The sequence below is a fragment of the Flavobacterium sp. 22659 genome (assembly GCF_052044235.1).
Classification (GTDB): domain Bacteria; phylum Bacteroidota; class Bacteroidia; order Flavobacteriales; family Flavobacteriaceae; genus Flavobacterium; species Flavobacterium johnsoniae.
On record NZ_JBQEMU010000022.1, the window covers coordinates 51,375 to 76,021 of the forward strand.

Annotated in this window: 21 protein-coding genes; 10 read left to right on the forward strand and 11 right to left on the reverse strand. The window is 34.2% G+C overall.

The features are described 5' to 3' along the window. Positions 1 to 382: 382 nt before the first annotated feature. From groL to miaB, 9 genes are all read right to left on the reverse strand, one after another. Positions 383 to 2,014 carry a chaperonin GroEL gene (groL, locus tag ACTJIW_RS19280; RefSeq protein ID WP_012023918.1) on the reverse strand — a complete coding sequence of 544 codons (1,632 nt, stop codon included), beginning with the start codon at positions 2,012 to 2,014 and terminating at the stop codon, positions 383 to 385. A gap of 90 nt (positions 2,015 to 2,104) precedes the next feature. Continuing rightward, positions 2,105 to 2,455 carry a four helix bundle protein gene (locus ACTJIW_RS19285; protein WP_121362165.1) on the reverse strand — a complete coding sequence of 117 codons (351 nt, stop codon included), beginning with the start codon at positions 2,453 to 2,455 and terminating at the stop codon, positions 2,105 to 2,107. Between the two features lie 84 nt (positions 2,456 to 2,539). Then, on the reverse strand, positions 2,540 to 2,815 hold the full coding sequence (locus tag ACTJIW_RS19290) for a co-chaperone GroES (RefSeq protein WP_012023920.1): 276 nt from the start codon (positions 2,813 to 2,815) through the stop codon (positions 2,540 to 2,542). Positions 2,816 to 2,955: 140 nt separating this feature from the next. Beyond that, positions 2,956 to 3,294 carry a preprotein translocase subunit SecG gene (gene secG / locus ACTJIW_RS19295; protein ID WP_012023921.1) on the reverse strand — a complete coding sequence of 113 codons (339 nt, stop codon included), beginning with the start codon at positions 3,292 to 3,294 and terminating at the stop codon, positions 2,956 to 2,958. A 4-nt stretch (positions 3,295 to 3,298) separates the two neighbouring features. Next, positions 3,299 to 4,984, reverse strand: coding sequence for a tetratricopeptide repeat protein (locus ACTJIW_RS19300; RefSeq protein WP_440714394.1), 1,686 nt, complete (start codon positions 4,982 to 4,984; stop codon positions 3,299 to 3,301). Positions 4,985 to 5,077: 93 nt separating this feature from the next. Continuing rightward, complete coding sequence (locus tag ACTJIW_RS19305; RefSeq protein WP_149208368.1) at positions 5,078 to 5,596, reverse strand: LptE family protein; 519 nt, start codon at positions 5,594 to 5,596, stop codon at positions 5,078 to 5,080. A 97-nt stretch (positions 5,597 to 5,693) separates the two neighbouring features. After that, on the reverse strand, positions 5,694 to 6,953 hold the full coding sequence (locus ACTJIW_RS19310) for a sigma-54 interaction domain-containing protein (protein WP_149208367.1): 1,260 nt from the start codon (positions 6,951 to 6,953) through the stop codon (positions 5,694 to 5,696). 56 nt (positions 6,954 to 7,009) lie between these two features. Further along, the gene (locus ACTJIW_RS19315; RefSeq protein WP_149208366.1) at positions 7,010 to 7,381 is read right to left on the reverse strand and encodes a GxxExxY protein; all 372 of its coding nucleotides are present in this window, start codon (positions 7,379 to 7,381) and stop codon (positions 7,010 to 7,012) included. A gap of 81 nt (positions 7,382 to 7,462) precedes the next feature. After that, positions 7,463 to 8,908 (reverse strand): tRNA (N6-isopentenyl adenosine(37)-C2)-methylthiotransferase MiaB, encoded by a 1,446-nt coding sequence (gene miaB / locus ACTJIW_RS19320; protein WP_149208365.1) that lies wholly within the window; start codon positions 8,906 to 8,908, stop codon positions 7,463 to 7,465. A 323-nt stretch (positions 8,909 to 9,231) separates the two neighbouring features. Between miaB and topA the strand changes: the two genes are divergently transcribed. The 8 genes from topA (at position 9,232) to ACTJIW_RS19360 (ending at position 20,261) form a co-directional block, all read left to right on the forward strand. Beyond that, complete coding sequence (gene topA / locus ACTJIW_RS19325; RefSeq protein ID WP_149208364.1) at positions 9,232 to 11,751, forward strand: type I DNA topoisomerase; 2,520 nt, start codon at positions 9,232 to 9,234, stop codon at positions 11,749 to 11,751. Between the two features lie 3 nt (positions 11,752 to 11,754). After that, positions 11,755 to 12,906, forward strand: a complete 1,152-nt coding sequence (locus tag ACTJIW_RS19330; RefSeq protein ID WP_012023928.1) for a formimidoylglutamase — start codon at positions 11,755 to 11,757, stop codon at positions 12,904 to 12,906. 263 nt (positions 12,907 to 13,169) lie between these two features. Continuing rightward, positions 13,170 to 14,564, forward strand: a complete 1,395-nt coding sequence (gene gldK, locus ACTJIW_RS19335) for a gliding motility lipoprotein GldK (RefSeq protein WP_012023929.1) — start codon at positions 13,170 to 13,172, stop codon at positions 14,562 to 14,564. An 81-nt stretch (positions 14,565 to 14,645) separates the two neighbouring features. Then, positions 14,646 to 15,293 (forward strand): gliding motility protein GldL, encoded by a 648-nt coding sequence (gene gldL / locus ACTJIW_RS19340; protein ID WP_121362161.1) that lies wholly within the window; start codon positions 14,646 to 14,648, stop codon positions 15,291 to 15,293. A 51-nt stretch (positions 15,294 to 15,344) separates the two neighbouring features. Next, the gene (gldM, locus tag ACTJIW_RS19345; protein ID WP_012023931.1) at positions 15,345 to 16,886 is read left to right on the forward strand and encodes a gliding motility protein GldM; all 1,542 of its coding nucleotides are present in this window, start codon (positions 15,345 to 15,347) and stop codon (positions 16,884 to 16,886) included. 44 nt (positions 16,887 to 16,930) lie between these two features. Next, positions 16,931 to 17,920: a gliding motility protein GldN gene (gene gldN, locus ACTJIW_RS19350; protein ID WP_012023932.1), complete on the forward strand. Its 990-nt coding sequence runs from the start codon at positions 16,931 to 16,933 to the stop codon at positions 17,918 to 17,920. Positions 17,921 to 18,120: 200 nt separating this feature from the next. Further along, positions 18,121 to 19,110, forward strand: a complete 990-nt coding sequence (gene gldN, locus ACTJIW_RS19355; RefSeq protein ID WP_440714770.1) for a gliding motility protein GldN — start codon at positions 18,121 to 18,123, stop codon at positions 19,108 to 19,110. Positions 19,111 to 19,187: 77 nt separating this feature from the next. Beyond that, complete coding sequence (locus ACTJIW_RS19360; protein WP_012023934.1) at positions 19,188 to 20,261, forward strand: NAD(P)/FAD-dependent oxidoreductase; 1,074 nt, start codon at positions 19,188 to 19,190, stop codon at positions 20,259 to 20,261. Here the strand turns inward: ACTJIW_RS19360 and ACTJIW_RS19365 are convergent. Beyond that, the gene (locus ACTJIW_RS19365) at positions 20,242 to 20,625 is read right to left on the reverse strand and encodes a DUF983 domain-containing protein (protein ID WP_012023935.1); all 384 of its coding nucleotides are present in this window, start codon (positions 20,623 to 20,625) and stop codon (positions 20,242 to 20,244) included. The genes ACTJIW_RS19360 and ACTJIW_RS19365 overlap by 20 nt on opposite strands. A gap of 66 nt (positions 20,626 to 20,691) precedes the next feature. Between ACTJIW_RS19365 and ACTJIW_RS19370 the strand changes: the two genes are divergently transcribed. Continuing rightward, positions 20,692 to 22,605 (forward strand): ABC-F family ATP-binding cassette domain-containing protein, encoded by a 1,914-nt coding sequence (locus ACTJIW_RS19370; protein WP_440714393.1) that lies wholly within the window; start codon positions 20,692 to 20,694, stop codon positions 22,603 to 22,605. Between the two features lie 144 nt (positions 22,606 to 22,749). Here ACTJIW_RS19370 and ACTJIW_RS19375 read toward each other — a convergent pair whose 3' ends face one another. Beyond that, positions 22,750 to 23,712, reverse strand: coding sequence for an App1 family protein (locus tag ACTJIW_RS19375; protein WP_012023937.1), 963 nt, complete (start codon positions 23,710 to 23,712; stop codon positions 22,750 to 22,752). A gap of 65 nt (positions 23,713 to 23,777) precedes the next feature. On the opposite strand from ACTJIW_RS19375, the gene ACTJIW_RS19380 reads away from it, so the two are divergent. Next, positions 23,778 to 24,647 (forward strand): diacylglycerol/lipid kinase family protein, encoded by an 870-nt coding sequence (locus tag ACTJIW_RS19380; protein WP_012023938.1) that lies wholly within the window; start codon positions 23,778 to 23,780, stop codon positions 24,645 to 24,647.

The following is a 24,647-nucleotide window of genomic DNA, read 5'->3' on the forward strand; positions in this document are numbered from 1 at the left end:
TATACCTGCAAAGGTAGAGATAACAGATTTTTTAAATAAAAAGAGAATGTTAAATAAAAAAAGTTTGCCACGACTCGAGCGATAGCGAACTGACGAAGTAATTGCACTAATTTCCACGAATGATTTTGCTTGTAAAAAGTTGCCACAGATTATACAGATTAAAAAGATTTCCTTATTGGATGCACTAAAAATTTTTCACGCAGATTCTACAGATTCAAGCAGATTAATTTTATTTTTATAATCTATGATCTGCATAAAATAAAAATCCTTTTAATCTGTGTAATCTGTGGCTGAAAAGAAAAATAATTCGTGGAAATTCGTGGCAAACAAAAAAAGCGCCAGATAAAAATCCGGCGCTTTTAAGTTTTAAGAACAGAATGAATTACATCATTCCTGGCATTCCGCCTCCCATTGGCATTCCGCCTCCGGCATTTTCTTCTTTAATATCAATTAATGCACATTCTGTAGTTAAGATCATTCCAGAAACAGATGCAGCGTTTTCAAGAGCTACACGAGTTACTTTCTTAGGATCGATAATTCCAGCTTTAAGCATATCTACATATTCGTCAGTTTTTGCGTTATATCCAAAATCGCCAGAACCTTCAGCAACTTTAGCCACAACAACAGATCCTTCAAGACCAGCGTTTTCAACGATAGTTCTTAATGGAGCTTCAATCGCGCGAGAAACGATTTGGATTCCAGTTGCTTCGTCAGCGTTATCTGCTTTTAAGTCAGCTAAAGCAAGTTTAGCTCTTAATAAAGCAACACCACCACCAGCAACGATTCCTTCTTCTACAGCAGCACGAGTTGCATGTAAAGCATCGTCAACTCTGTCTTTTTTCTCTTTCATTTCAACTTCAGAAGCTGCGCCAACATAAAGAACTGCAACACCTCCGGCTAATTTAGCCAGACGCTCTTGTAATTTTTCTTTATCGTAATCAGATGTAGTAGTTTCCATCTGACCTTTAATTTGGTTTACTCTGTTTTTGATGATATCTGCTTCACCAGCACCGCTTACGATAGTTGTATTATCTTTATCGATAGAAACTCTTTTTGCGTTTCCTAACATTTCGATAGTTGTATTTTCTAGCGTATAACCTCTTTCTTCAGAAATTACAGTTCCACCTGTTAAGATTGCTATATCTTCTAACATTGCTTTTCTTCTGTCTCCAAAACCTGGAGCTTTTACAGCAGCAATTTTAAGAGCACCTCTTAATTTGTTTACTACTAAAGTAGAAAGCGCTTCTCCGTCAACATCTTCAGCAATAATCAATAATGGTTTTCCTGATTGAGCAACTGGCTCTAAAACCGGAAGTAATTCTTTTAAAGAAGATACTTTTTTATCGTATAATAAGATGTATGGAGAGTCTAATTCTACTTCCATTTTCTCAGGGTTTGTAACGAAGTAAGGAGAAAGGTATCCTCTGTCAAACTGCATACCTTCAACAACATCAACAAAAGTATCAGTTCCTTTTGCTTCTTCAACAGTGATAACACCTTCTTTTCCAACTTTAGCGAAAGCTGTAGCGATTAATTCACCAATAACTTCGTCATTGTTAGCAGAGATAGAAGCTATTTGCTGAATTTTATCAGAATCACTTCCAACAACTTTAGCTTGTTTTGCTAAGTCAGCCACGATAGTTTCAACAGCTTTGTCGATACCACGTTTTAAGTCCATTGGGTTTGCACCTGCAGCAACGTTTTTAAGACCTTCTTTTACGATAGCTTGAGCTAAAACTGTAGCAGTTGTAGTTCCGTCACCCGCTAAATCATTGGTTTTAGAAGCAACTTCTTTTACCATTTGTGCACCCATATTTTCTAATGGGTCTTTTAATTCGATTTCTTTTGCAACAGAAACACCATCTTTAGTAACAGTTGGTCCACCAAATGATTTCCCGATGATTACGTTACGACCTTTTGGTCCAAGAGTTACTTTTACAGCATTTGCTAATGCATCAACACCACGTTTTAATCCGTCACGTGCTTCAATATCAAATTTTATATCTTTTGCCATTTTTTTTTATTTGCTTTAGGCAGTAGGCTTTAAGCTTTAGGCTCTTCTACTGCTGAGTTAATATTTTTTTATTTTTCTTACAGCTTATAGCTAAACCAATACTTGTTTTAATTTGTAAATTTTGCTTTTTATACTGTTGATTTTTTCTATTTGTTTTTCTGCAATTTCATTATTTAGATATTGCAGGTCTTTAGCTAAAATCAAAAGATATTCTGTTTCATTGGCAGAACCTAAAGCGATGTTGAGAAATTGATTGAATTCTTTGTCACTATTTCTTCCGCATCCTTCACTAATGTTAGTAGGGATTGAAGAACAAGCTCTTCTTATCTGACTTGTTAATCCATAAAGTTCTTCTTTTGGAAAAAGAGAAGTTATTTTATAGATTTCTAAAGTAAAAGAATGACTTAACTGCCAAATATCATATTTTTTGAAATCTCTCATTTTTTTTGAGGCTTTACGCTTTAGGCAATAGGCTTTACGCTTTTGTGAGAGCCTATAGCTTACGGCTTAAAGCTTACAGCTATTTTAGATTATCGCTAAGATATCATCCTCACGCATGATCAAATAATCAGTTCCTTCCAGTTTTAATTCTGTTCCTGCGTATTTACCATAAAGTACAGTATCACCAACTTTTACGGTCATAGTGTGGTCTTTAGATCCGTTTCCTACTGCAACAACAGTTCCTTTTTGTGGTTTTTCTTTGGCAGTATCTGGAATAAAAATCCCTGAGGCAGTTTTAGTTTCAGCAGCAACAGGCTCAATAAGTACTCTGTCTGAAAGCGGTTTAATGTTTAAGGCCATGATTTTATATTATTATAGTTATACGTTTTTTAATGTTCTTTAAACTTTCAGAAATTATGCCATGCTCTATAAACTGACATTTTTTCTTAAAAAAAATGCCAGCTTTGACAGGCTGGCATTTTTAATATATATTAAAAATATTATTTTGCTGGTGCTGCCGGAGCAGGAGTTTGCTGTGCTGGCGCTGCTGGTGCAGTTGCTGCAGGAGCTTCACCTTTTTCAATAATTTTAGATCCTGTATCACCTAAAGCTCCAGTAAAGCTTAAGCTTGAAAGCAAGATTAAAGCAATCAGAATAGTAGCTAATGTCCAAGTACTTTTATCTAAAAAGTCTGTTGTTTTTTGTACACCGCCTAACATTTGAGTTCCACTGATAGTAGAAGATAATCCTCCTCCTTTAGGGTTCTGTACCATAATTACTACGATCAATAGAAAGCAAACTATTGTGATTAAAACTAAGAAAATTGAAAATGTGCTCATTGTATTAATTGTTATTGTTATTTTGTTGTAAAATCTTTATATCCGAAATGCGGTCTGCAAAGAAACTAATTTTTTCTGGATATTTCAAAATTAATATTTCATATGCTTGTATGGCCTTTGTATATTTTTTTTGTTCCAAATATACACGGGCTAAAGTCTCTGTCATTAGGTATGAATTGTCCTCTTCATTACTATTAAGTTGAATAGGAGGAGTCGCCATTGTTGGTTTTATTGGAGAGATTTTTGGATTTGTCTCAATAAATCTGTCAATAATTTCGGCTTTTTTCTTTTTTTCTTCCTCAACAGTAACTATTTCAGTTGTTTCTGTGGTTTTTTTTTCACCGTTTTCACTTTCGCTGCGGTCAATAGGTTCTGCTCTTGCCAGTTGAAGCCATTCCTGGAAAGAATGTTTTTCGCTGACAGAAAAATCTATTGGTTTTCCTATTTCAAGATTTTCCTGGGCTTCTTTTACCGTTTCTGGAATTTCAATTTCAGAGGTTTCAATCTCAGGTGTTCCAAATTCTAAAAGTTTTGCTTTTTCAGTAATTTCTTCAACAACTTCTGGTTCTTCAGTAGTTTTTGTTTCTTCTGTAACTGCTGGTTCTTCAAAAGTAACATTTGCAGCTTCTTTTATAGAAACAAGAACAGGGTTTTCGATTGGGTCAACCTGTACTTCTGCGATTTCATCGTCTACAAATTCATCAAAGAAAGTAGCTTTCACAACTGGTTTTTGAATAATTGGATCAGCTGTTTTTTCTTCAACTTCTTCGACTTTTTTAAATGTATCTAATATTTCTTCTTCACTTGGTGCAGCAATTGTTTCTTCTTCTGGAGCTGGTTCAAAAACTGGCTCTTCAGTTTCTGTAACTTCTTTAAAAGTATTTAGTATTTCTTCTTCACTTGGAGTGATAACAGATTCAATAACGACTCCTTCAACTGGTTTGTCTTTTATTTCTTCATTTTCTATAGAAGTTTTTGTTTCTTCTTCTTCAAAAATTTCAATTGAATTGTCTGCAGATTGAGTTGTTTCTTCTTCGTCTCTAGTTACTTCTTTGAATGAGTTGAATATTTCTTCTTCATTAAGAATTGCGATTGGCTGTTCAGAAAGTACTTCTTCTTGGTTTTCTTCAACTTCGTTTACTTCTTTAAAAGTACTTAATATTTCTTCTTCACTTGGAATAATAAGCGTAGGTTGTTCTTCAATAACAGGTTCTTCTGTTTTTGCGAAAGTATTAGATTCCGTTTCTTCTGTTTTTTGCTGAATTTTAGACGGTTCTTCAAAAACTACAGTGGTAGCTTCTTTTATCGATTTTAAAATTGATTGTTCAATAGGATCGATACGAACTTCCGGAGCTTTCTTAACTTCTTCAAATGTAACGACTTCGCTGTCAAAAACTTTAATTTCTAAAAGGTCTTTTAATTTTTGATCATAAAAATCGTTTTGGATAGAAGTGAAAGTTTCTGATGTTATAAAATCAAATAAAACCGAACGATCTGCAGTATGAGCTGCAGTTACTTTTAAAGCATAATTATACTTAAAACTGTTTTGATTGTAAAGTCCTTTTAGTCGAAGTGCTCTGGCACTTTGAAAATATGGAAATTCATTCAAAACACTTCCTAATGCTTCTACCTGCTTTTCTGTAATAGCATCGGGTTTATTCATTAAGTAGGTATAATCAGTAACGTTCATTATTTATTGTTTAATCGTTTATTTTGTTTAATCGTTTAATTGTTTATTTGTTGAATCGGTTAAACGGTTAACCGATTGAACAAATAAACTGTCTTACCATTTTGCCAGTGACTCATTAAAAATATCCTGAGTTATTCTCTCAAAAATAGTTTTAATAGCTTCGTTTAATACAGATCCTGTTGGCAGACTTGCTCCAGGGAAGTCATAGTAAAATTCAAAAGGTTTTTCAAAATCGTCAGTTTCTTTCTTTTTATTGGTGAACCTTACATTAATACGAATAGTTAAACGGTTTTGTGCCGCGCCGACATCACCTGTTGAAGTTACAGCTGTTGCTGTCATTGGTGTGATTCTATAATCAACTATTTCACCTTCATAGGCTAGTTCTCCGCCATTGCTTACCAAGTTTAAATTGGTCTGATTCATAATTAAATCCTGCAATGCTAATGTAAAATCCCTGTCAATTCCGGGTTCAATTAAATCAGCATTGTTGTGGAAAAAGCTAACCTGAAATGTTTTAGCATCTATTGGACTTGCTCCTGTAAAGTTATAAACGCCGCATCCGCTAAAGGTTGTTGCGACTAATAATAGTAAAAGATATTTTAAGTGTTTCATTTTGTTTTAAGGATTGCTTCGCCATTTTGCTGAGGCTAGGGTCAAAGATATTCATTTCGTTTAAAACATTTTTGAGTTTTAACTTCTTTACAGGAAATTACAAATCAAATTGTTTAATTTTTCTATATAAAGTTCTTTCTGAGATTCCCAGTTCATCAGCAGCAGCTTTTCGTTTTCCTTTGTTTTTCTCTAATGATTTTTTGATCATTTCGATTTCTTTTTGTTCTAAACGTAAAACTTCTTCTTCTTCAATAGTTTCAGCAAACAAATAATTGTCATCTGGAATTTGATAGCTTTCTTCACGAACTGCCGGCGTCATAACAGCGGTTCTTGGTTCTTCTTCAAAATCAATTTCACTGTCATTTTCCTGAGAACCGTATATCTTTTGAATCAAATTCGGATTAATATCCTGCATTTTAGAACTTCCCCCATTCTTCATTAATTCTAAAGTCAGTTTTTTCAAATCATTCAAGTCGCTTCTCATGTCAAAAAGCACTTTGTATAAAATATCTCTTTCAGTACTAAAATCGCTTTCCTTTTTACTGTCGTTTATAACTGAAGGCAGATTACTTCCTTCAGCAGGAAGATATGAAGATAATGTAGAAGCTGAAATGTCGCGGTTCGTTTCTAAAACCGAAATCTGCTCTGCCACATTTCGAAGCTGACGGATGTTTCCATTCCATCTAAATTTCTGCAGAAGATGAACGGCATCGTCATCTAATTTTAAAGGAGGCATTTTGTATTTATGAGCAAAATCAGCTACAAACTTTCTGAATAACAAATGAATATCATCGTTTCTTTCTCTTAAAGGAGGTAAAGTAATTTCGACTGTACTTAAACGATAGTACAAATCTTCACGGAATTTACCTTTTTCAATAGCATTAAATAAATTTACGTTGGTTGCAGCAACGATACGAACATTTGTTTTCTGAACTTGAGAAGAACCTACTTTTATGAATTCACCATTTTCCAAAACACGAAGTAATCTTACTTGTGTAGTCAATGGTAATTCTCCAACTTCATCCAAAAAGATTGTCCCGCCATCAGCCACTTCAAAATAACCTTCACGCGTGCTCGTTGCACCTGTAAAAGCTCCTTTTTCGTGACCAAAAAGTTCACTGTCAATAGTTCCTTCCGGAATTGCACCGCAGTTGACAGCAATATATTTACCATGCTTTCTATGTGAAAGCGAATGTATAATTCTTGGAATATTTTCTTTACCAACACCACTTTCCCCAGTTACCATAACCGAAATATCAGTTGGAGCAACCTGAATGGCTTTTTCAATGGCGCGATTTAATTTCGGGTCATTACCAATAATTTCAAATCGTTGTTTTATTGCTTGAACTGTTTCCATATCGATTTTATCTTTTGCCACGAATTTCTCGAATTTCACAAATTCTTGAAAAGTGGTCAATGAATAACTCTTTTGTGTTGTAATGTCTTTTTATTAAAATTAACGATAATTCCTAAATCACTATCAGCTAATTTTAAATAATTTATTGTTTGAGCGATATATTCATCAATTATTTCTTTTGATGCTTTTACTTCTAAAATGATTTCGTCATAAACTACAAAATCGGCATAAAATTTATGTGCTAAAACAATTTCTTTGTATTGAATATCGTATTCTTTTTCACGTTTATAGGGAATATTATGTTTTTTAAACTCATATTCTAATGCATCTTTGTAAACAATTTCCAAAAGACCTCCGCCTAAAATTCTATGAACTTCCATGCAAATTCCAACAATTTTATAGTACTCTTCTTTTCTGTATAATTCCATGCTTGTTTTTTTTTAAAACAAAGCTATAGAAATTTTTGAAAGAAAATTCGTGTAAATTTGTGAAATTCGCGGCAAAAAAACTTAATTCATGCTGCTAAGCCCAACCGCTTCACCTTTTAAAGTTCCAGAAGTACAGCTTGTGATTTTTACATTTACGAAATCTCCAATTTTATAATTCTCTTTAGGGAAAACTACCGTAATACTTTGAGAATTTCTTCCAGAGAATTCGTCTTTAGATTTTTTAGAAACTTTTTCTACTAAAACTTCAACAGTTTTTCCAACAAATTCCTCGCTTCTAAACCAAGCATGTTTTTGCTGTAAATCAACAATTTCCTGTAATCTTCGGGCTTTGGTTTCTTCTTCAACGTCATCTTTCATTTTTCTTCCAGCCAAAGTTCCGGGACGTTCAGAATACGAATACATATAGCCGAAATTATATTTTACATATTCCATCAAACTCATTGTATCTTGATGATCTTCTTCTGTTTCTGTTGGGAAACCGGCAATCATATCCTGCGAAATCGAAGCATCTGGAACAATTGCTCTGATTTTGTCAATCAAAGCCATATATTCTTCACGAGAATGCAGACGATTCATTTCTTTTAAAATTCTATTGCTTCCAGATTGAACCGGCAAGTGAATGTGTTTGCAGATATTTGGATATTTTGCCATTACATGCAGAATACTTTCGTGCATATCCTGCGGATTTGAAGTCGAAAAACGAATTCTCATTTTAGGGAAACCAACAGCAACCATTTCTAATAATTGGTCAAAATCGACAGCAGTTGCTTTTTGCATTTCAGAAGCGTTTACGAAATCCTTTTTTAAACCGCCGCCATACCAAAGGTAGCTGTCAACGTTTTGCCCAAGAAGTGTAATTTCCTTAAAACCTTTGCTCCATAAATCCTGAATTTCAGCCATGATACTTTGAGGCTCACGGCTGCGTTCGCGTCCGCGTGTAAAAGGTACAACACAAAACGTACACATATTATCGCATCCGCGGGTGATAGAAACCAAAGCGGTGATTCCGTTACTCATTAAACGAACTGGCGAAATGTCTCCGTACGTTTCTTCCTTTGATAAAATTACATTAATGGCGTCACGGCCTTCTTCAACTTCAGCCAATAAATTAGGAAGATCTTTATAAGCATCAGGACCAACCACAAGATCTACTATTTTTTCTTCTTCTAAAAACTGGCTTTTTAAACGCTCAGCCATACAGCCTAAAACACCCACTTTCATTTTCGGATTTGTGCGTTTTACTGCATTGTATTTTTCAAGACGTTTACGAATAGTCTGTTCAGCTTTGTCTCTAATTGAGCAAGTGTTTACCAAAACCAAATCGGCTTCTTCTAAAACAGAAGTAGTGTTATATCCTCCGTCAGACAAAATGGAAGCTACGACTTCACTGTCCGAAAAATTCATCGCACAGCCGTAACTCTCTATAAATAGTTTTTTAGTATTCTCAGGTTTATTTTCTAAAACAAGACTTTCACCTTGTTTGCTTTCTTCAATAATCTTTTCCATTGTAAAAATTCAAAGTGCAAAGATAGCGTAAATACGGTCAATATGACAAGATGGCAGAAAAGAATTTTAGATTTTAGATTGCTGATTATAGATCGTAGAACGAAAAAGATTTTGATGAGATAATCTTGAATCTAAAATTGGAATTCTAAAATAAAGAAATTTCTTGGTTAGAATCTGATAAAAGTTATACCTATATATATAATGCAGAATATTACAGATAAATCTGCAATTTTAAGTTTCATAATATCAAAATACCTCAAAAATGCATTCGTAAGGTTAATATTTAAAAAAAATAAATACTTTTGTTGCAGAAAATAAGAGCAATGGCAAAGAATTTAGTAATAGTGGAGTCACCTGCAAAGGCGAAAACGATCGAGAAATTTCTTGGGAGTGATTTTCAGGTGGAGTCAAGTTATGGTCACATAGCAGACTTACCATCCAAGGAAATAGGGGTAGATGTAGAGAATGGTTTTAAACCTAAATATGAAGTTTCCCCGGATAAAAAAGCCTTGGTAACGAAACTAAAATCGCTATCTAAAAATGCCGAAACGGTTTGGTTAGCATCCGATGAGGACCGCGAGGGAGAGGCTATTTCATGGCACTTGGCGGAAGAATTAAAACTGGATACAAAAAAGACCAAACGAATTGTTTTTCACGAGATTACAAAGTCTGCGATTCTTAAAGCAATTGACAATCCAAGAGAAATTGATTATAATTTAGTAAATGCCCAGCAAGCGAGAAGAGTATTAGATCGTTTAGTGGGTTATGAATTATCTCCGGTTTTATGGAGAAAAATTAAAGGCGGACTTTCTGCAGGTCGTGTACAATCTGTTTCTGTACGTTTGATTGTTGAAAGAGAACGCGAAATTCAAAGTTTTAATGCAGTGGCAACCTATTCAATTGTTGCTGAATTTGTAAACGAAGCTGGAAAAGCTTTTAAAGCAAAACTGCCGAAAAACTTCAATACAAAAAAAGAAGCCGAAGATTTCTTAAACAAAAACATCGGTTCTAAATATAAGGTAGCCGATTTAGAAACTAAACCTACCAAAAAATCTCCAACAGCACCTTTTACAACTTCAACGTTGCAGCAGGAAGCGGCAAGAAAATTATACCTGCCGGTTGGAATTACCATGCAGTTAGCACAGCGTTTATATGAGGCGGGACTTATTACTTATATGAGAACTGACTCGGTAAACCTTTCAAAAGAAGCAATGGATGCTGCACAAGCAGAAATCATAAAATCTTACGGGAAAGAATTCTCTAAACCGAGAACTTTTGCAACAAAAAGCAAAGGAGCACAAGAAGCACACGAAGCAATTCGTCCGACAGATATGTCACGCCATACTGTAAATATCGATCGTGATCAGGCTCGTTTGTACGATTTGATCTGGAAAAGAACTTTAGCATCTCAAATGAGCGATGCACAGCTTGAAAGAACAAACGTAAAAATAGAAGCTGATAATCATGATGAGCTTTTTACAGCTTCTGGAGAAGTTTTGCTTTTTGAAGGTTTCTTAAAAGTGTATTTAGAAGGTCATGATGATGATGAGGAAGAGCAGGAAGGAATGCTTCCGGCTTTAAAAGTAAACGAAAAGCTGACTAATAACTATATTACAGCTACAGAACGATATTCAAGACCGCCTGCACGTTATACAGAGGCGTCTTTGGTTAAAAAATTAGAGGAACTTGGTATCGGACGTCCGTCTACTTATGCACCAACTATTTCAACAATTATCAATAGAAATTATGTTGAAAAAGGAACGCTTGAAGGTCAGGAACGTAACTATACACAGTTGACTTTGCAAAATAGTAAAGTAGGTGAGAAGCTTTTAAAAGAAAATACTGGTTCTGATAAAGGAAAGCTGGTTCCAACAGATATTGGGACTATTGTAACAGATTTCCTTGTTAAGAACTTTGGGAATATCCTGGATTATAATTTCACGGCAAAAGTTGAACAGGATTTCGACGAAATTGCTGAAGGAAATATCGACTGGGCAATCATGATGCAGGATTTCTACAATAAATTTCACCCAAATGTAAAAGAAGTTGAAGCTAATGCTGAGCGTGAAAGCGGTGAAAGAATTTTAGGAAAAGATGCAGATGGAAGACAAGTTTCTGTTCGTTTAGGAAAATTTGGTCCAATGGCTCAAATTGGAGAAGCAGATGATGAAGATAAAAAGTTTGCCAGCCTGATGGCAGATCAAAATATTGGAAATATCACACTTGAAGAAGCTTTGAATTTATTCTTACTTCCTAAAAATTTAGGAGAATACAAAGGAGAAGAAGTAGAAGTGAGCAATGGTCGTTACGGTCCGTATGTTCGTCACGGAAGTGTGTTTATTTCATTACCTCGCGGTGAAGATCCTTTGAGTGTTACAAAAGAAAGAGCTCAGGAATTAATTGACGAAAAAGCACTTGCTGATGCGCCAATTGCTGTTTACAAAGGAGAAGCAGTTCAAAAAGGTGTGGGACGTTTTGGTCCTTTCATTAAATGGAACGGTCTTTTTGTAAATGTGAGCAAAAAATACAATTTCGATAATTTATCTCAGGCAGATGTTGAAGAATTAATTGAAGATAAATTACAAAAGAATATTGATAAAGTTCTTCACAATTGGGAAGAAGAAGGAATTGTAGTTGAAAAAGCCCGCTGGGGACGTTCAGTTATTTTAAAAGGTAAAATCAAAATTGAATTAAGTAAAGATGTTGATGCGACAAAATTAACATTGGCAGAAGTTCAGGAAATGATCGAGAAAAAAGCACCGGCTAAAAAAACAGCAGCAAAGAAAACCACAGCAGCTAAAAAAACTACAACTGCTAAAAAAGCACCAGCAAAAAAGAAATAAAAAATGGAATTTGATTTTCTAGAGCCTTTAAATGACGGAATTTTAAAATTCATTAGTTCATTGTCTACACAAGAACTGGGGAGCAAAATTGTTTTGCATACTCAGGATCAATTTCCGGATATAAGCAAAATTAATATTGCGATCGTAGGTGTTCTCGAAGATCGACGCAACATTAATATGGTTAATGAAGTTAACCTTACTGCAGTTCGTAAAAAGCTTTACGGAATGTTTCCTGGTAACTGGGATGCATCAATTGCAGATTTAGGAGATATTCTTGCAGGTGATTCTGTAGAGGATACTTATTTTGCAGTAAAAAAAGTTGTGGCTGCTTTAATTAAGAATAAAGTCATTCCTATAGTCCTGGGAGGTTCTCAGGATTTAACCTACGCTTTGTATCGTGCTTACGACGATTTAGAGCAAATGGTAAATATGGTTTCTGTAGATAATAAATTTGATTTTGGTAAAGAAAATGAATCGGTTTCGGCTAATTCTTATCTAACGCAGATTATTATTAATGAACCAAATAACCTGTTTAATTACTGTAATATAGGATATCAGACTTATTACAATTCTCAGGAAGAAATTGATTTAATTGAAAAGCTGTTTTTTGATGCTTACCGTTTAGGTGAAATTTCAAATAATATTGCTTTGGCTGAGCCTGTATTTAGAGATGCAGATTTAGTTAGTATTGATTTGAATTCTGTAAAGTCTTCTGCATCAGGTAATATGGTTTCTTTTGAGCCAAATGGTTTCAACGGAAAAGAGATTTGCTCTCTGGCTAGATATGCCGGAATAAGTGATAAAGTTTCTTCTTTTGGAATCTTTAATCATAATAGTACATTGCCGGAATCTCCTATAATGGCTCAGATAATCTGGTATTTTATAGAAGGATATCATTACAGATCAAAAGAATATCCGTTTGGAAGCAGAACAAATTATTTAAAATACATCGTTCCGCTGGAAGAAGAGGAACTTGTGTTCTATAAAAGTGACAAAACTGAGCGTTGGTGGATTGAAATTCCATTCGAAACAAACGGCAGCAATAAATTAAAAAGAAATACGTTATTACCATGTTCTTACGACGAATATTTGTCGGCTTGCAATCAAGAATTGCCAGAAAGATGGTGGAAAGCACAGCGAAAAAACGCTTTGTAGAAGAAAATTTCGAAAGAAATCTTAAAATATTTAATTTTTAGGAAAATAAGTTAAAATTATTAGTAAGAAAAGGTGTATTTATTATAAAATTTAACGTTTTACGTCGATTTTTTTAATCAGTTTATCGAGGAAATATTTTTTTTTTATTTTATTTAACATTATTTTTGAACGGTAAAAGAAAATTCGCAAATAGGTATTGTTTTTTAGATAAATAATAAATACGTTTACGGACTTTTAGTAATGAATAGATAATCCAAATTTATATGAAGAAGTTTATTGCATTTGCAGCAATGTTAACACTAGTAATCGGCTGTGGTAAGTCAGGTGACAAAGGTGAATTAGTTGGTGTTACAGGAGGGAAATGGCATCCTGAAAAACCGTATGGAATGACTTTGGTTCCGGGTGGATCTTTTATTATGGGTAAATCTGATGGTGACTTAGCTAATGTAGAAGATGCTCCAACAAGAACTGTAACTGTTCGCTCGTTTTATATGGACGAAACTGAGATCACTAATAGTGAGTACCGTCAATTTGTAGAGTGGGTAAAAGATTCTACAATGAGAGTTCGTCTTGCTATTTTAGCTGATGAAACTGGTCAAAAAAGTACTGGTGACAAAGGTAAAAAAGGCGGTAGTATTGCTGATTATGCATTTAATGATTCTGAGCCGGATAAAATGACGGCTTATGATAAGTATATGTATGATAACTACTATAGTGTAGGAACAAAAGATGATCCGTATGCTGGTAGAAAATTAAACAAAAAAGTAAAATTAATTAGAGATACTAAAGCTTATCCAGATGAGTATTATGCTGAAGTAATGGATTCTATGTATCTACCAATTGAAGAATCATACAATGGTTTAAGAACAATTGATGTAAATAAATTGAAATTCCGTTATTCTTGGATGGATATTCAGGCAGCTGCAAAAGCTAAAGTTGGAAAAAGAAAAGACTTCGTTAAAACTGAACAAGTTAATGTATACCCTGATACAACAGTTTGGATTAAAGATTTCGCATATTCATATAATGAGCCAATGCACAATGATTATTTCTGGCACAAAGCTTATGGAGATTATCCAGTAGTAGGTGTGACTTGGAAACAAGCTAAAGCATTCTGTGCTTGGAGAACTTTAAATAAAAACAGCTACATTAAATCAAAGAAAAAAGGACGTGATTTAGTTAACGCATTCAGACTTCCAACAGAAGCAGAATGGGAGTATGCTGCAAGAGGTGGTCTGGAGTCTGCTACATACCCTTGGGGAGGTCCTTACACTAAGAGTGACAGAGGATGCTTCATGGCAAACTTTAAACCAAATAGAGGAGATTACGCTGCAGACGAGGCTTTATATACTGTTGAAGCAAAATCTTACGAGCAAAACGGTTATGGACTATATAACATGGCAGGAAACGTTTCTGAGTGGACAGATTCGGCTTACAATCCAAATGCATACGAGTATGTTTCTACAATGAACCCTAACGTAATTGATGGAAACAACCAAAGAAAAGTTGTTCGTGGAGGATCTTGGAAAGATGTTGCTTACTTCCTGCAAGTAAGTACTCGTGATCACGAATATGCTGATTCTGCAAGAAGCTACATTGGTTTCAGAACTGTACAAGATTACATGGGAACTCAAGTAACCGGAGGCGGAAGAAAATAATAATAACTTAGTGTATAATTAAATCAATATACAAAAACCAAATCGAATCTATTTAAAATTAAAACCTAAAAAAGAATTATTATGGCATTATTAAGTAAAAAAGTTATGAATTTCGCTTATGGTATGGGAGCGGCAGTGGTAATCGTTGGAGCTTTATTCAAAATTACTCACTTTGAGATTGGGCCATTAACAGGGACAGTGATGCTTTCTATCGGTCTTTTGACTGAGGCATTAATCTTTGCGTTATCTGCTTTTGAACCAGTTGAGGATGAATTAGATTGGACTCTAGTTTACCCAGAATTAGCTAACGGACAAGCTAGAAAAAAAGAAGTTAAAGCGGAAACTGCAACTGATGCCCAAGGTTTATTGTCTCAAAAATTAGATGCAATGTTAAAAGAAGCTAAAGTTGACGGTGAGTTAATGGCAAGCTTAGGAAACAGCATCAAAAACTTCGAAGGAGCTGCAAAAGCAATTTCTCCAACTGTAGATTCAATCGCAGGTCAAAAGAAATATGCTGAAGAAATGTCTATGGCAGCTGCACAAATGGAATCATTAAACAGTTTATATAAAGTTCAATTAGAAAGTGCTTCAAGAAATGCACAAGCAAACAGCGAAATTGCTGAGAACGCTGCTAAGTTAAAAGAGCAAATGGCTTCTATGACTGCAAACATCGCTTCTTTAAACAGCGTTTACGGTGGTATGCTTTCTGCAATGAGTAACAAAGGATAATTAGTTTTTAACTAGATATTACATTTATTAATAAGAACTAATTAGACAAAAATGGCAGGAGGAAAATTAACCCCTAGACAGAAGATGATTAACCTGATGTATCTGGTTTTCATCGCAATGTTAGCAATGAACGTATCAAAAGAAGTTATTTCTGCTTTTGGTTTGATGAATGAAAAATTCGAAGCTGCAAATACATCTTCAGTTACAACAAATGAAAGTTTGTTGACATCTTTAGATCAAAAAGCTGCTGAAGCAAAAGGAGAATTTGCTAAAGCTGCAGAAACAGCTCACAAAGTTCAGGCTGCTTCAAAAGAATTCTATGATTACATCGGGACTTTAAAAACTCAGGCTGTAAAAGGTTTTGAAGTTGATAAAGAAACTGGAAAAATGCCATACGAAGCTATGGATAGAGGTGATAACATCGATGACTGGTTTACAGGAGATGGTTACACTAAAAAAGGAAATGAAATTATCGCTAAAATCGAGAAATATAAATCAGATATTAAAGCTGCTTTAGGTACAGATAAAAAATATGCTGGAATTATTTCTGAGGTTGAGAAAAAATTTGATGTTTCTGACGTAAAAAACAAAGAAGGTATTAAAGAAAAATACTTAGCATACCACTTCAAAGGATTTCCTGCGATCGCTTCAGCTGCAAAACTTTCAGCTTGGCAGAATGACGTTAAGAAAACTGAAGCTGACGTTTACAACAGTGCATTAGGTAAAGCTGCAGTTGCTGCTGCTTCTTACAGCAACTACCAGGCAATTGTTGTTTTAGACAAAAATGCTTATTTCCAAGGTGAAAAAGTAACTGGTAAGGTAGTTTTAGGACGTTATGACGAAAACACAAAACCAACTTCTTTCCAAGGTCCTGGACAAATTGTTAACGGACAAGCAGTAATCTCTTTAACTGCTGGTGGAGTAGGAGAACAAGATATTAACGGACAATTTACTTTCTTAGAAGATGGTAAAAACATTCCTTTAAAATTCTCTGGAAAATATGTTGTAGTTCCTAGACCAAACTCAGCTACAATTTCTGCTGATAAAATGAATGTAGTTTATAGAGGAGTTGTTAACCCAATCTCTGTATCATTCGCTGGTGTTGATGCTAACAAAATTGTTGCTAGCGCTCCGGGATTATCTTCTGCAGGAAAACCAGGAAAATATAACATGAGCCCAGGTCAAGGTACTGAGGCTACAATTTCTGTAACTGGTACATTACCAAACGGAGATAAAGTAACAGATAAGAAAACATTCAGAATTAAAGGTATTCCTGGTCCAACAGGTACAATTAGAGGTGAAATGGGAGTTGTTAAAGGTCCTAAATCTAACTTAGAAATTGCTACTATTGGTGCTAAATTACTTGATTTTGATTTTGAAGTTGGTTTAGATGTTGTTGGATTCAATATGAAAATTGCTGGACAGCCTACTGTTGTTGTTACTGGTAATAAAATGAATGCACAATGTAAATCAGTTCTTGCAAGAGCTGGTAAAGGAGACCAGGTTACTATTTCTGAAATTAAAACTAAACTTGTTGGAGCTGGTAGTTATTTATTACCAAGAACTGCTCCGGTAATTTACGAAATACAATAATAAAGTAGTTAAAACTACGTTCAATATCTTATAATGATACCACGATGAAAGTAAGAAATTTTTTAATAGCTATTGTTTCTATCGCTGGAGGTTTTGCTTCTAATGCGCAATCTAATTTGCTTAATGCAAAAACTCCTGCTCAGATCGGACTTAAAACTCCTGCGCAGCTTATCTCAGATAATGATAAGCCTTTAGCTTACGGTTATGTTGATGATAGAGATATCTTGATGGGTAAAACTACTTGGGAAATCATTGATTTAAATGAAAAAATCAACTTTCCAATGTATTTTCCTGTAGATACAGCTAATATTGGTTCTGATAGACGTTCTCTTTATGACGTTTTGACGAAAGCCATCACAAAAGGCAAAATAACTGAAGTTTATGCTGATAGTTATTTCAATACTAAAAAATCTATGAAAGACATCCAGGGTGCATTATCTCGTATTGATACTACAGATGCTGGTAGAGAACTTATCAACCAATATCCAGATGACTACAAATCACGTGTTGTGAAGAAAAAAGTAGTTACTGGAAGCGGTAAAAAGAAAGTTGTTACTTATGTAGATGAAACAGTTGGTCCAACAAGAACGGTTCCTGCTGAGTATATCTTAAAACAAGATCTTACTTCTGCTGATGTTACACAGTATAAAATTAAAGGGTACTGGTATTTTGACAAACGCCAGAGTGAATTGAAATATCGTTTACTTGGACTTTGTCCTGTAACTCCAGACGTTTATACAATGAATAGTGACGAGAAAGATTATATTGAATTGTTTTGGATTTTCTTCCCAAATGCACGTGAAGTACTGCATGAAGCAAAAGCTTTTAACGACAACAATTCAGCACTTCCAATTTCTTTCGATCAAATCCTAAACTCTAGACGTTTTAATGCGGTAATCTACAAAGAGGAAAACCTTTATGGAGATAGAGCTATTAGTGATTACATGAAAGATAATGCACAAAATCAATTGTTAGAATCTGAAAGAGTAAAAGAGAAGATTCGTAACTTCGAACAAGATATGTGGAATTACTAAGTATCTGAAAATAAAATATTTAAAAAACTCTTACTACCTTTGTAGTAAGAGTTTTTTTTTGGATTGATGTTAAATGATAAAAATTTCAAAGAATTAATTCTCGATTAGAATTACTTTTTTTTAGTAATTTTGAATTTATGTAGGAAAAATAACAATATTTAATATGTAATTACGTTTAATTTCTTATAATATTTATCATGATGAAAGTAAGGAATTTTTTAATCGCTGGTTTTGTTGTCTTTAGCATATTTGTTTGTAATGCGCAATCTAATTTATTAAATGCTAAAACGGCTGATCAAATAGGGCACAAAACTGCAGCACAGCAAATTTCTGATAACGACAAGCCTTTGGCTTATGGTTATGTAGATGACAGGGATGTTTTAATGGCAAAGACAACTTGGGAAATTATCGATTTAAATGAGAAAATCAATTTTCCATTATATTTTCCGGTTGATACTGTGAATATTGGACCTGAAAGACGTTCCCTTTATGACGTTTTGACCAAGGCCATTCGAAACGGCAGAATAACTGAAGTTTATACAGATAGTTATTTTAATACCAAAAAATCACTAAAAGATATTGAAGGATCTTTGACTCGTGTTGATACTACAGATGCTGGTAGAGAACTTGTGAATCAATATCCCGATGATTTCAGAACACGGGTTGTTAAGAAAAAAGTAGTGACAGGAACTGGTAAGAAAAAAGTAGTTAGCTATGTTGATCAAACTGTAGGGCCTACAAGAACGATTCCTGCTGAGTATATCTTAAAGCAAGATCTTACTGCTGCCGATGTTTCACAATATAAAATTAAAGGGTACTGGTATTTTGATAAACGTCAGAGTGAATTAAAATATCGTCTGCTGGGAATTTGTCCTGTAACTCCTGATGTCTATACAATGAATAGCGATGAAAAAGACTATATAGAACTGTTTTGGGTTTTCTTTCCTAATGCGCGGGAAGTGCTTCATGAAGCAAAAGCCTTTAATGATAAAAACTCTGCGCTTCCTATTTCGTTTGATCAAATCTTAAATTCAAGACGTTTTAATGCGGTTATCTATAAAGAAGAAAACGTATATGGAGATCGTGAAATTAAAGATTACATTAAAGACAATGCGCAAAGTCAATTGTTAGAATCTGAAAGAGTAAAAGAGAAGATTCGCAACTTCGAAGAAGATATGTGGAATTACTAAGTGCTTAAATCCAAATTATACAAAAAACTCTTGCTACCTTTGCAGTAAGAGTTTTTTTTATTTTATCTATATTACCAATGCTTGATTATTTAATCGTCGGATCTGGATTAGCCGGAATTTCCTTTGCTGAAATCGCCCTTAAAAACAATAAATCTATTTTAGTTGTTGATGACAAATCTCAAAATTCTTCGAGAATTGCAGGAGGCTTGTACAATCCGGTTATCTTAAAACGTTTCAGTGAAGTCTGGAATGCAAAAGAGCATTTGGTTTTAATGAATGAATTCTATGAACAAGTTGAAGGAAAGCTGCAGGAAAAATTCAATTTTAAAATGCCAATTCTTCGAAAGTTTTTTTCAATTGAAGAGCAAAATAATTGGTTTGCCGCTTCAGATAAAATTAACCTGGCTCCCTTTTTATCTACAAAACTCATTACTAAAAAATATCAGGGTATTGACTCACCTCATGATTATGGAGAAGTTCTGCATACCGGTTATGTAAAAACTGGGCAATTATTAGAAAGTTACAGAGAGTATCTAAAAAAGAATGATTTACTTCTTGAAGAATCTTTTCACAGCTCTTTTCTGGAAATTCTTGATTCAGGAATTCAGTATAAAAGTATCAAAGCCCGTCATATCATATTTGCAGAAGGTTTTGGACTGCATAAAAACCCTTATTTTAATTATCTGCCTTTGGATGGAACAAAAGGTGAACTGTTTTTAATAAAAGCACCTGATTTAAAACTAGATGTTATTGTTAATACAAGTGTTTTTATTCTGCCTGTTGGAGGTAATTTATATAAAGTTGGTGCAACTTACAATTGGCATGATAAAACGGATCTCCCAACCGAAGAAGGAAAACAGGAGCTTATAGATCGTATTAAAGAAATTATTACCTGCGATTTTGAGATCATAAAACACTTTGCCGGAGTAAGGCCAACAGTTGCCGACAGAAGACCTATAATAGGAACTCATGAGGCATACAAATCTATTCATCTTCTTAACGGATTAGGAACACGCGGTGTAATGCTGGGACCGGCATTGGCAAAAATGTTATATGACAATATTGAAAACGGAACTCCAATAGACCGCGAAGCAGATATAAAACGCTTCCATAAAAGATATTTGAAATCTCTTATTCCTGACCGGCCTTAGGATCGTATGAAATAAACATATTGATATATAAATTTCTCGACAGTCTTAAAACAAACGGAAATAATAGAATCAAAGTAATAACAATTGCAATAAAAGATTGTTCTATACTTGCTCCAAAGAAAACAAATGAGACAATAAATGCTGCAATTCCAACGGCAACATTTAAACCGTAACTTACATACATTGCACCATAAAAGAACGAAGGTTCAATTTGATATTTTAAACCGCAATGACTGCAATTCTCATTCATTTTTAGAACATTAGTCAAGTGAAGCGGATTTTTGTCCGAATACATGCTCTCTTTTTGACATTTAGGACAACTTCCTGTTAAAATACTATTTAGTTTGGATCCTTTTTTTAACATTTGCAAAAAATTTAAACAAAGGTACGATTTTTCAACCTTTACTGCTGATAACAATAGTTATAAATTATGCTTAATATACACAATCTTTCCGTTTCTTTTGGAGGAACATATTTATTTGAAGAAGTTACTTTTCGTTTAGGAGCCGGAGACCGAGTTGGTCTTGTTGGTAAAAACGGAGCTGGTAAATCTACAATGCTTAAAATGCTGGCAGGAGATTTTGCACCAGATTCAGGTGTTATCTCACAAGAGAAAGATATCAGAATGGGGTTTTTACGCCAGGACATTGATTTTGAACAAGGAAGGACTGTATTGGAAGAAGCGTATGAAGCTTTTACAGAAATTAAGGTTGTAGAAAAAAAACTGGAACAAATCAATCATCAATTAGTTACAAGAACTGATTATGAAAGTGAAGAATACAGTCAGATTATTGAAGATTTATCTGATTATACACATCGTTTTGAACTTCTTGGCGGTTATAATTATGTTGGAGATACAGAAAAAATTCTTTTAGGACTAGGTTTTAAAAGAGAAGTCTTTAATAACCAAACTGAAACATTTTCCGGAGGATGGAGAATGCGTATCGAATTGGCAAAATTATTATTGCAGGCAAATGATGTATTGCTTCTGGATGAGCCTACCAACCACTTAGATATCGAAAGTATTATTTGGTTAGAGAATTTCCTTCGCAATTATCCGGGAGTTGTGGTAATTGTATCGCACGATAAAATGTTTTTGGATAATGTTACCAATAGAACAATTGAAATTTCTTTAGGAAAAGCATACGATTTTAATAAACCATATTCGCAGTATTTAGAATTGCGTCATGAAATACGTGAAAAGCAATTAGCCACTCAAAAGAATCAGCAGAAAAAAATTGAAGAGACAGAAAAATTAATCGAGAAGTTCCGTGCAAAAGCTTCAAAGGCTTCAATGGCGCAATCGTTGATTAAAAAGTTAGATAAAGTAGAAAGAATTGAAGTTGATGAAGATGACAATTCTGTAATGAATATTTCTTTCCCAGTTTCAAAAGAACCTGGAAAAGTTGTAATTGAAGCAGAACATGTTACAAAAGCTTACGGAGACAAAACGATTCTAAAAGATATCAGTTTATTGGTTGAAAGAGGAAGTAAAATTGCATTCGTTGGACAAAACGGTCAAGGAAAATCGACTTTCATTAAAGCTTTGGTTAACGAATTTGAGTATGATGGAACTATTAAATTAGGACATAATGTACAATTAGGATATTTTGCTCAAAATCAAGCAGAATATCTGGATGGTGAAATTACATTGCTTCAAACTATGGAAGATGCAGCAACCGATACAAATCGTATGAAAGTACGTGATATGCTGGGGTCATTTTTGTTTCGTGGAGATGATGTAGAGAAAAAAGTAAAAGTACTTTCTGGAGGAGAACGCAACCGTTTGGCGCTTTGTAAATTGTTATTGCAGCCAATTAACGTTCTGTTGATGGATGAGCCTACGAACCACTTAGATATTAAATCTAAAAACGTTTTAAAAGCGGCACTTCAAAAATTTGGCGGTACATTATTATTAGTTTCTCACGATAGAGATTTTCTACAGGGAATGTCGAATATTGTTTACGAATTTAAAGATCAAAAGATCAAAGAATATCTTGGCGATATTAATTTCTTCTTAGAACAGCGTAATCTTGAAAACATGCGAGAAGTGGAGAAAAAAGATGTTGTAAAAACAACAGCTCCTAAAGAAACTACAAAAGCATCTTACGAAGATCAGAAAAAAGGAAAAGCACTTCAAAACCGATTAAGCAAAATTGAAAGTCAGATTCAGCAGTTAGAAAAAGACATTCAGCACGACGATAAAATGCTCGAAACGAATTACGATAAACACATCGAAGACGCATCGTTTTTTACGGCTTACAACAAAAAGAAAGAAGACCTGGAACAATTGCTTATAGATTGGGAAATTGTTCAGGAGGAGATTGATAGTTTTAATGCTTAATTAGTTTCAGTCACAGTTTTCAGTAAATTAAACAGATATAGACCTTTGTTAAAGTTTTAAATTTTGACAAAGGTTTTTTTTACGTCAAAAAAATAAAAAATCTGTTCAAACCAGTTTGATCAGTATGCTGTATTCTCAACAAAGCTATTTAATGACCCCAATAGACCTAGAATGTGCAATCGCCTCACTGCTTTCTTTAAAATAGCAGACAGAAACATCCAGCGATTCTAAATTCTTCATAATTTTTTTAACCGCTTTTTTTTGGGTTTTTCCAGTTTGTCTTATGTAAACTGCGATCACAGTTACTGGAAATATTTTGCAGATTCTTTCGTATAAAACAGGATCATGCTGGGAATCATCTCCAAGTAAAACATATTTTAAGTTGGGATAAAACTCTAAAACATGTTTTATTTTGTCAAACTTATGATCGTGATTACCGCGTCCGCTCATAAAGAAATCAGTAATTCCTCTTTTAATGTCTTTCAGCAAAATAACGGCTCTTGGGAGTTTGTGTATTTTAGTGAATTTTGCAATAAATCGATATAAATTCCACTCACTGCTCGAAACATAAAAAAAAGCATTTTCTTCGCCCATATTATTTCTTCCTGCCGAACTCAAAGCTTGATAATGTTGTACAACATCTTTAAAAACTTTTCGGTCGTTTACATTTTTGAAAAGTAAAATGTACATTTTCCTGAAAATATTCCGCGTATGCGAAATCAAAAAAGTATCATCAATATCAGAGATAATTCCAAGATTTCCTTTATGCGGGCGTATAAAATTAGCATTGCAGGTAATGGTTTTACCTCCGTATTTTATGCTCACCTGATATTCCATCCATCCAAAATGAGTTTCTTTTTCTAGCGGAATACAGAACTTAAAATAGCCGTCATCCAGAGTTTTAGTGTGGATTTCCTGATTGTTGCATTTAAGATAAACATCAAAATTTTCAATTGTTTTTATCCTAAACTGATTAATTATTGAACGTGCATTTTTTAGGTTTTTCTTCTGGAAATCATAGTTATACGTTCTTTTGAAAACATGCCCCATCACAATTAATTCTTCTTCATTGGCATAACCTCGATATAATTGTAAAATTGGTTTCATTAATTGCGTACTTTTATATAATACTGTAAATTAATTATTTTAATTGGTTTTTAAAAATAAAAGAGTTGAAAAAGAATATCATATTTGTTGTAAATCCCATTTCGGGCGATCTTGATAAATCAGATTTAATCGAGGCGGTTCAGGAATTTGCAGCTACAAATCACTTTAATCTGGAAGTTTATGAAACGACCGGCAAAAATGATCAGAGAGAAATACAGGCCCTTTATAAGCAATATCAGCCGGAACGAATTATTGTTGCGGGCGGTGACGGAACTATAAAAATGGCAGCTGAAGCCATGGAAGACCACGATGTAATTATTGGGATTCTGCCGGCTGGTTCGGCAAACGGACTTTCGGTAGATCTGAATCTGCCTGCCGGAATCGAGGAGAACCTAAAAATAGCTTTTCTAAACCATTATATCGAGATGGATATGATTTGCATTAATGGTAAAAAAAGCATCCATTTAAGCGATCTTGGATTGAATGCTAATCTGGTAAAAAACTACGAGCAGAGTGATGTACGTGGTTTTTGGGGCTACGCTTTACAGGCTTTTACAACCTTAACGGAATCTGAAGAACCGTTTGTAGCTTCTATTACCGCAAACAATAAAACTGTCGAACACGTTGCAAGAATGATTGTAATTGCCAATTCGCAAAAATACGGAACAGGCGTAATCATTAATCCAAATGGAGCAATGAACGACGGAAAGTTTGAATTGGTAATTTTGAAAAGTCTGGATTTGCTTTTAATTGGAAAAATTATAACCGGAAATATGCCTATTGATTCAGACGATATTGTGATAATTTCTACAGACAGGGCAGAAATAAAAACAGATTATCCGGTTCATTTTCAAATAGACGGTGAATATTGCGGTGCGCAGAAATCATTAGAAATTCATATTTTGCATAAGCAGATGAAATTGGCGGTTCCGTAA